Origin of the sequence: uncultured Thiodictyon sp., from assembly GCF_903828115.1 — a bacterium.
Lineage (GTDB): Bacteria > Pseudomonadota > Gammaproteobacteria > Chromatiales > Chromatiaceae > Thiodictyon.
Genome location: NZ_CAIKKU010000397.1, coordinates 1 through 7,435, shown reverse-complemented (window position 1 = coordinate 7,435; position 7,435 = coordinate 1). Strand labels below are relative to the sequence as shown.

General features: G+C 64.8%; 10 protein-coding genes and 1 tRNA gene. 10 read left to right on the top strand and 1 reads right to left on the bottom strand.

Going from position 1 to position 7,435, the window contains the following annotated elements; translation table 11 throughout:
* The first annotated feature begins 209 nt into the window (after nt 1–209).
* The 7 genes from QZY48_RS14645 (at nt 210) to QZY48_RS14615 (ending at nt 3,113) form a co-directional block, all read left to right on the top strand.
* Nucleotides 210–524 carry an NAD(P)H-dependent oxidoreductase subunit E gene (locus QZY48_RS14645; protein ID WP_295431994.1) on the top strand — a complete coding sequence of 105 codons (315 nt, stop codon included), beginning with the start codon at nt 210–212 and terminating at the stop codon, nt 522–524.
* Nucleotides 525–780: 256 nt separating this feature from the next.
* Nucleotides 781–1,218, top strand: a complete 438-nt coding sequence (gene rplM, locus QZY48_RS14640; protein WP_295431991.1) for a 50S ribosomal protein L13 — start codon at nt 781–783, stop codon at nt 1,216–1,218.
* A gap of 39 nt (nt 1,219–1,257) precedes the next feature.
* On the top strand, nt 1,258–1,647 hold the full coding sequence (gene rpsI / locus QZY48_RS14635; RefSeq protein ID WP_100921755.1) for a 30S ribosomal protein S9: 390 nt from the start codon (nt 1,258–1,260) through the stop codon (nt 1,645–1,647).
* A 67-nt stretch (nt 1,648–1,714) separates the two neighbouring features.
* Nucleotides 1,715–1,788, top strand: a tRNA-Gln gene (locus QZY48_RS14630).
* Between the two features lie 166 nt (nt 1,789–1,954).
* The gene (locus tag QZY48_RS14625) at nt 1,955–2,194 is read left to right on the top strand and encodes a hypothetical protein (protein ID WP_295431988.1); all 240 of its coding nucleotides are present in this window, start codon (nt 1,955–1,957) and stop codon (nt 2,192–2,194) included.
* Entirely contained in the window at nt 2,191–2,607 is a 417-nt protein-coding gene (locus QZY48_RS14620) for a PIN domain-containing protein (RefSeq protein ID WP_295431986.1), read from the top strand. Before QZY48_RS14625 ends, QZY48_RS14620 begins: the two co-directional genes overlap by 4 nt.
* Before the next feature lie 182 nt (nt 2,608–2,789).
* Nucleotides 2,790–3,113: a transcriptional regulator gene (locus QZY48_RS14615; protein WP_295431985.1), complete on the top strand. Its 324-nt coding sequence runs from the start codon at nt 2,790–2,792 to the stop codon at nt 3,111–3,113.
* A gap of 244 nt (nt 3,114–3,357) precedes the next feature.
* On the opposite strand, the gene QZY48_RS14610 is transcribed toward QZY48_RS14615, so the two are convergent.
* Nucleotides 3,358–3,618 carry a type II toxin-antitoxin system ParD family antitoxin gene (locus QZY48_RS14610; protein WP_295431983.1) on the bottom strand — a complete coding sequence of 87 codons (261 nt, stop codon included), beginning with the start codon at nt 3,616–3,618 and terminating at the stop codon, nt 3,358–3,360.
* A gap of 137 nt (nt 3,619–3,755) precedes the next feature.
* Here QZY48_RS14610 and QZY48_RS14605 point away from each other — a divergent pair, with 137 nt between their 5' ends.
* From QZY48_RS14605 to hsdR, 3 genes are all read left to right on the top strand, one after another.
* Nucleotides 3,756–4,037: a DUF1778 domain-containing protein gene (locus tag QZY48_RS14605; protein WP_295431980.1), complete on the top strand. Its 282-nt coding sequence runs from the start codon at nt 3,756–3,758 to the stop codon at nt 4,035–4,037.
* Nucleotides 4,034–4,549: a GNAT family N-acetyltransferase gene (locus tag QZY48_RS14600; protein WP_295431978.1), complete on the top strand. Its 516-nt coding sequence runs from the start codon at nt 4,034–4,036 to the stop codon at nt 4,547–4,549. Before QZY48_RS14605 ends, QZY48_RS14600 begins: the two co-directional genes overlap by 4 nt.
* A 655-nt stretch (nt 4,550–5,204) precedes the next feature.
* A partial coding sequence (gene hsdR, locus QZY48_RS14595) for an EcoAI/FtnUII family type I restriction enzme subunit R (protein ID WP_295431996.1) occupies nt 5,205–7,435 on the top strand: 2,231 nt, incomplete at its 3' end.

The following is a 7,435-nucleotide window of genomic DNA, read 5'->3' as shown; positions in this document are numbered from 1 at the left end:
GACAACGACAACGACAACGACGCCCGGTCCGTGAGAAGGTCCGTTCGCTGTAGGGTACGCGATGCGTACCCTACGGGATCGGCGTCAACACATCAGTTCTGATCGCACCCGTCCGGGGTGTCAGAGCAGCCGCCGGCGCCCCGGACATGGTAACCTCCCGCGGTGCGCGCGCCCTAGCCCTAGCCCTCGACACCCAGCGGGGAACCCCGATGTCCTACTACCGTCACCATGTCTTTTTCTGCACCAACCAGCGTGAGGACGGCAGCCAGTGCTGCGCCCAGTGCGGCTCCGCGACGCTGCGCGACTACCTGAAACGCCGCACCAAGGAACTCGCGCTGGCCGGTCGGGGCGGTGTGCGCATCAACACCGCCGGCTGTCTCGACCGCTGCGAGGAGGGGCCGGTGCTGGTCGTCTACCCGGACGCCGTCTGGTACACCTATGTGGACCAGGAGGACCTGGACGAGATCCTGACCGAGCACCTGGTCGCGGGGCGCGTCGTCGAGCGGCTGCGCTTACCCGACTGAACAGGAGCCCGGGCGTCCCGCCCGGGTCTGCCGTGTTGAGTGCTGGCGCGACGCGAGCCTCGAAAGATCAGGCGCTTAGACCCGCTGAGCCGATACCCGCCACTCCCGCGCTTGCATCCGCCCATCCGCTCCCGTATAGTTCGCGGTCTTTCGCGCTTTCGCTCAACGAATCAAAGACCCGCCGCCTTACCCGCTCGCACCCCTTGGGGGTATCCGGACCGGGGCGCACGCGGACTCGGTACGGGAATTACGGATCATGACGACGACTGTGAGCACCAAACCGGCAGAGGTACGCCGCGCCTGGTTCCTGGTGGACGCCGAGGGCAAGACGCTCGGCCGCCTGGCCACTGAGCTTGCGTTGCGCCTGCGCGGCAAGCACAAGCCCCAATACACCCCCCATGTCGACACCGGCGACTACATCGTCGTGGTCAACGCGGGCAAGGTCCGGGTCACCGGCAACAAGCTCGCCGACAAGATGTACTACCGCCACACCGGCTATGTGGGCCATCTCAAATCCATGAGCCTGGGCAAGTTGCTCGACCAGGCCCCGGAGCGCGCCATCGAGATCGCGGTGAAGGGCATGCTCCCTCGCGGTCCCTTGGGTCGCGCCATGTTCCGCAAGCTGCGTGTCTACGGGGGGGCCGAGCACGGCCACCAGGCCCAGCAGCCCCAGGTCCTCGAACTCGACTGCTAGCCAACCCCAGTATCCAATCGTCCTCAGGAACAGACATCCATGTCGGAGACTCAATACGCCACCGGTCGCCGTAAGACCTCCGCCGCCCGGGTCTTTCTGACCACGGGCTCAGGTGAGATCACGGTCAACGGGCGCACGCTCGACCATTTCTTCGGCCGCGAGACCGCCCGCATGGTGGTCCGCCAGCCCCTGGAGACCTGCGGTCTGCTCGGTCGGGTGGACATCAAGGCCACGGTCGTCGGCGGCGGCAACACCGGCCAGGCCGGCGCCATCCGTCACGGCATCGCCCGCGCCCTGGTGGGCTACAATGAAGAACTGCGCTCGGCCCTGCGTCGCGCCGGCTTCCTGACCCGCGACGCCCGCGAGGTCGAGCGCAAGAAGGTCGGCCTGCACAAGGCGCGCAAGGCACCGCAATACTCCAAGCGCTAGCGCGCTTGAGATGGCGATTGACGGGCCCGCCGCATTGGTGCCGCCCGCCACTCGCCAAGCCAGTTCTTGGGGGATCGTCCAGCGGCAGGACTACGGACTCTGACTCCGTCAACCTAGGTTCGAATCCTAGTCCCCCAGCCAAAAAAGACAAGGGCTTAGCCGAGAGGCTAGGCCCTTTTCGTTGGGGTTCCGGGCCAACGGCGGGCGCGGGGTGTGGGACAACTGGATGGCAGCCCCCGGGCTTATGCCTTACAGTACCCAGCGTGCTGCCGGGCGCCAACTTGACTGTGTTGATCCGGAGGGAGACATGGTTTCCGTTCATGCGGTGTACGAAGATGGCAAGGTCACGCTGCTGGAGGATCTGCCTGCGGTTCGCCGGGCGCGGCTGATCGTCACGGTGATCGACCCGATACCCCCAGCGGCGACCGATGCAACCGCAACCGGGCCTGCCCCGGTTGACCTGTTTGATGATCTGATCGGCGTCATCGACCTTCGCGAAGACGGTGCTGCGGGGCACGACCGTTATCTCGTCGGGCAGGGCAAGTGAAGGAGTCGGTGTTCGTCGACACCGGTTACTGGATCGCTCTGTTTGACCGCCGCGACCAATACCATATGCTGACGAAGGAACTATTGCCTCGCTTGTTGGGATCGTACCGGGTCGTGCTGTCTGACTTCGTGCTGTTTGAGACGCTGACTTACCTCAACTGTTCCGTGGGTCGCCATGATCTCGCAGTTCGCTTCCTCGACAAGGTGGCGGCCAGCGGGTTTGACGTAGCAGAGGTGGGACGGCCGGTGAAGGAGCGGGCGCTCGCGCTGTTCCGGCAATATGCCGACAAGGATTTCAGTGTCACCGACTGTTGCAGCTTCGTCGTCATGCGTGATGCCGCTATCAGCCGCTTCGCTGGCTTCGATGCGCATTTCGAGCAGATGGGATTCGTCTCCTTGCTGCATCGATCTTGACCCCGCCGCTCAGGATGCCGGCAGGGGGCGCCATGGACAGCGGGGAGGTTGGGCCGCGCAATCGCCCGGTCCACCGTGCGCGGGCTGCGGCTACGCGAAGAATCGTGGTACGTCCCCTATATCGCACTATATCGCACGTCCCCTATATCGCACAGACAGATCGAACGACACCGTAACCGTCCATGGCCCTCTCTCACGATTTCAGGCAGACCGTTGTCGAGCGGGTCGAACGCGACCCCGCCTTTGCCAAGGCGTTGCTCGATGAGGCCGCAACCCTGTTTCTCAATGGTGAGCCGGACGCGGCCCGTCTCATCTTGCGCGACCTGGTTAATGCCACGGTCGGCTTCGAGACACTGGCCCGGCTGACCGACAGGCCGAGCAAGAGTTTGCACCGGATGCTGTCCTCCAATGGTAACCCCAGCATGGACAATCTGGCGACGATCTTCGCGGCATTGCGCGATCGGCTCAAGGTGGACATTGAGGTTCACACTGCCGATGCGGCTTGAGCCCAGCCGTGCCTGCCGCATCGACCGGTTAGTCAGCGCGGAAACCGTGGTACGTCCCCGATTTCGCATCCCCGATTTCGCACGTCCCCGATTTCGCACGGTAACCGTCCATGGCCCAGTGCGACGGCCATCGGCTAGTCCTCGAATCCCAGCAGGTTCCACCAGTCGGAGGCCGCATGCAGCACGCGCACGAAATGCCCTATCAGATCGCGCCGCGCCGCCTCGCGCTTCGTGACCGTCGGCATCAGCGCGCGGTCTTTCGCGCTTCGACCTTTGCCAGGGCTTCCCTGCGAATGGCGATCCAGTCCGCCGGGGTCAGTTGCGTCTCGGCGCTGCTCAACCCTTCCAGCAGCCTGGCTTCAAGCTGTTCTTCGGCCTTACGCTTCTCATCGGCGCGGATCAACTCGCGCACGTATTCACTGGCGCTGCTGTAACGCCCGGTCGAAATCTGGCCGTCCACAAACTGCTTGAGCGGGTCGGGCAGCGAAATATTCATACTTTGCATGGGGCACCTCCTCGTTCGCTCCACAGTGCCATGAATGGCACAAAATGGCAAGAACTGCCATACGCACCGCCGGGCAGGGAAACTCGATGGCGGCCTCCGGCAGTATGCCGTACAGTATCCAAGAGGAGGTCAAACCCATGCCATCAGCCAATTCCACCGCCCGGCTTGAAGCGCGGATCAGTACCGAACTACATGCCATGCTCAAACGCGCCGCGGAGCTTCAGGGCCGCACCATGACCGATTTCGTGGTACTGGCCGTCCAAGAGGCCGCGCAGCGCGCCATCGAACAGTCCGAGGTCATCCGGCTGTCCCTGGCCGATCAGGAGTGCTTTGCGCAGGGGCTCCTGTCACCACCAGAGCCGACTCCGGCCTTGGAGCGCGCCTTCGCGCGTCGTCGCGAGCTATTGAATACCAAGTGATCGAGCGATTTGAGGTCGTGCCGCTCACTGCCGCGCACGACCGCACACTGTTCGACAGTGGCTCGGCGCCTCTGGACCGCTACTTTCGGCACCAGGTCACCCAAGACATCCGGCGTCGAGTGACGGCGTGCTTTGTCGCGCTCGCCCCGATCAGCACCGGGGAGCAACGCATCGCGGCTTACTACACCCTGGCCTCCGCGAGCCTGCTGCTGGCCGACCTTCCGCCCGCCACCGCAAAGAAGCTGCCGCGATACCCCAGCGTGCCGGCCGTGCGCATGGGCCGTTTGGCGGTGGATCAGGGTTTCAAGGGGCAGGGTCTTGGCGGTGCGCTGCTCGGGGATGCGCTCGACCGCGCTTCCCGCTCGGAAATTGCGGCCTACGCCTTGGTCGTCGAGGCGAAGGATGAGGGGGCAGCAGCCTTCTACCGGCATCATGCCTTTATCGCCTTGCCGGATTCGCCGTTGACGTTGTTTCTGCCGCTGGCGACCGCTCGACGATTCGTGCACACTTGACGGCGAAAACAGAACGGTGAGGTCGGCTTCAGGGGGAAAATATTTGAGCCTGACCCCTTTAACCTACGGACTCTGACTCCGTCAACCTAGGTTCGAATCCTAGTCCCCCAGCCAATAAAGACAATGGCTTAGCCGTGAGGCTAGGCCCTTTTTCGTTTGCGCTCCGGGCGAATACCGGGCCGAGCCACGTCCCGACCGTGCCGGTTATGTCCGGTTCCAGCCGCATCGGCGGGTGCGATGCGCTCCTGCGATCCCGGAGGATCGCCGCGCCCCGCCCGGCAGCGATCGGCGCGGATACCGCTCCCGCCGACTTGGACCGCCCGGCGGGATCGAATACATGATATCCGTTCCAGACGATCGGCCAGCGCGGGACGTTCCAGACCGGGCACCGCCCGGGAGACCGCGCGGGGTAGACAGGAACGTGACCATCCGGGGGCCAAGGCCGGGGAATCCGGCGGGGCCGGGCCGGTGGTGAAGGTAGCCCGTCGGCCCTGGCCGTCCGGTCCCCTCTTGAGCCGTCAGTGCCCCCGCCCCGGACCAGCCGTTGTCCGAACGGCCGCGGTCAACGCTGATAGGACCTGCCCCACGCTTGTGGGAGAATCGCGCTTCGCAGCCTGTCGACTGAAATCCACAAGGGTGTCGGAGTCGTATGACCATCAGCAAGAAGACCCTGAGCGAAGACGACATCAGCGTCAAATTCATCAATCCGGCCCTGCTTCTGGCCGGTTGGGATGAGATCAACCAGATTCGCCGCCAGATCTACTTCACCAAGGGCCGCATCATCGTGCGCGGCAAGCTGGTCACGCGCGGCAAGGGCAAGCGCGCCGACTACATCCTCTACTACTGCGGCATCCCGATCGCGGTGATCGAGGTCAAGGACAACAACTACCCGGTCAGCGCCGGGATGCAACAGGCGCTCGACTATGCGCTGACGCTCGACGTGCCCTTCGTCTTCGCCACCAACGGCGATGCCTTCGTCTTCCACGACCGTACCGGCCAGAGCGCCCAGCTCGAGACCAGGCTCGCCCTGGACGCCTTCCCCACCCCCGCCGCCCTGTGGGCGCAATACTGCACCTGGAAGGGCCTGGCCCCCGCCCAGCAAGCCATCGTCCTGCAACCCTACTATGACGACGGCAGCGGCAAGGAGCCGCGCTACTACCAGCGCGCCGCCATCAACGCGACGGTCGAGGCCATCGCCAAGGGCCAGGACCGCATCCTTCTGGTGATGGCCACCGGCACCGGCAAGACCTATACCGCCTTCCAGATCATCTGGCGGCTGTGGAAGGCCGGGCGCAAGCGGCGCATCCTGTTCCTCGCCGACCGCAACGTGCTGATCGACCAGACCATGGTCAACGACTTCCGGCCCTTCGGGGCGGCCATGGCGAAGCTGAGCACCGACGCCAAGACGATTGAGCGCGCCGATGGCACGGCCACCGACCTGACCACTGCCCTCGACCGTCCCCGCGGCAGCCACCAGCCCCGGCGCATCGACACCGCCTACGAGATTTATCTGGGCCTCTACCAGGCGATCACCGGCCCGGAGGAGCGTCAGAAGCTCTTCCGCGAGTTCTCGCCCGGCTTCTTCGATCTCATCGTCATCGACGAGTGCCACCGGGGCAGCGCCGCGGAGGATTCCGCCTGGCGCGAGATCCTCGACTACTTCTCCGCGGCCACCCAGATCGGTCTTACCGCCACCCCCAAGGAGACCGAGTACGTCTCCAACATCCACTACTTCGGCGAGCCCGTCTACAGCTACTCCCTCAAGCAGGGCATCCGCGACGGCTTCCTTGCCCCTTACAAGGTCATCAAGGTGCACCTGGATGTCGATGTGGAGGGTTACCGCCCAAGGCCCGGCGAGAGCGACCTCAACGGCCACCTGATCGAAGACCGCCACTACAACCAGAAGGACTTCGACCGGGTGCTGGTCATCGACGAGCGCACCCGGCGCGTCGCCAAGTGGGTCTCGGACTACTTGAAGCAGAGCGGCGACCGCTTCCAGAAGACCATCGTCTTCTGCGTCGACACCGAGCACGCCGCCCGGATGCGTCAGGCCCTGATCAACGAGAACGCCGACCTCGCCCAGCAGAACAGCCGGTATGTCATGCGCATCACCGGCAACGACCCCGACGGCCAGGCCCAGCTCGGCAACTTCATCGACCCCGAGTCCAGATACCCGGTGATCGTCACCACCTCGCGCCTGCTCTCCACCGGGGTGGATGTCCAGACCTGCCGCCTGATCGTGCTGGATCGCGAGGCCGGCTCCATGACCGAGTTCAAGCAGATCGTCGGGCGCGGCACCCGGGTGCACGAGGACAGCAAGAAGTACTACTTCACCCTGGTCGACTTCCGCAAGGCCACCAACCATTTCGCCGACCCGGACTTCGATGGCGAGCCGGTGCAAATCTATGAACCCGGTGAGGACGATCCTCCGATCCCGCCGGACGACGTGCCACCGGTCGACGAGGGCGAGGACCCCATCCCGGCGGACCCAGGCCCGGACGAGACGGTCGTCGATGACCCGCAACCGCCGGACATCAGCCTGCCGCCCGGCGTCGCTGAAGCGCCTGCCAAGTACTACATCAAGGGCCAGTCGGTCACGGTCCTCACCGAGCGTGTCGAGTACCTTGACGAAGACGGTAAACTCGTCACCGAGAGCCTGCGCGACTACTCGCGGCGCGCCATCCGCGGCCAGTACGCGAGCCTCGACCAATTCCTGCGGCGCTGGCGCTCCACCGAACGCAAGGAGGTCATCATCGCGGAACTGGCCGAGGAAGGGCTGCTGCTCGATCCGCTGCTCGAAGAAGTGGGCAAGGACCTCGACCCCTTCGACCTGATCTGTCACATCGCCTTCGACCAGCCCCCGCTCACCCGCCGCGAGCGCGCCGG

What these genes read in the sequence shown, in the direction of transcription:
- QZY48_RS14645 (WP_295431994.1), top strand. Translation starts at nt 210, where the DNA reads ATGTCCTACTACCGTCACCATGTCTTTTTCTGCACCAACCAGCGTGAG.
- rplM (WP_295431991.1), top strand. Translation starts at nt 781, where the DNA reads ATGACGACGACTGTGAGCACCAAACCGGCAGAGGTACGCCGCGCCTGG.
- rpsI (WP_100921755.1), top strand. Translation starts at nt 1,258, where the DNA reads ATGTCGGAGACTCAATACGCCACCGGTCGCCGTAAGACCTCCGCCGCC.
- QZY48_RS14625 (WP_295431988.1), top strand. Translation starts at nt 1,955, where the DNA reads ATGGTTTCCGTTCATGCGGTGTACGAAGATGGCAAGGTCACGCTGCTG.
- QZY48_RS14615 (WP_295431985.1), top strand. Translation starts at nt 2,790, where the DNA reads ATGGCCCTCTCTCACGATTTCAGGCAGACCGTTGTCGAGCGGGTCGAA.
- QZY48_RS14610 (WP_295431983.1), bottom strand. Translation starts at nt 3,618, where the DNA reads ATGCAAAGTATGAATATTTCGCTGCCCGACCCGCTCAAGCAGTTTGTG.
- QZY48_RS14605 (WP_295431980.1), top strand. Translation starts at nt 3,756, where the DNA reads ATGCCATCAGCCAATTCCACCGCCCGGCTTGAAGCGCGGATCAGTACC.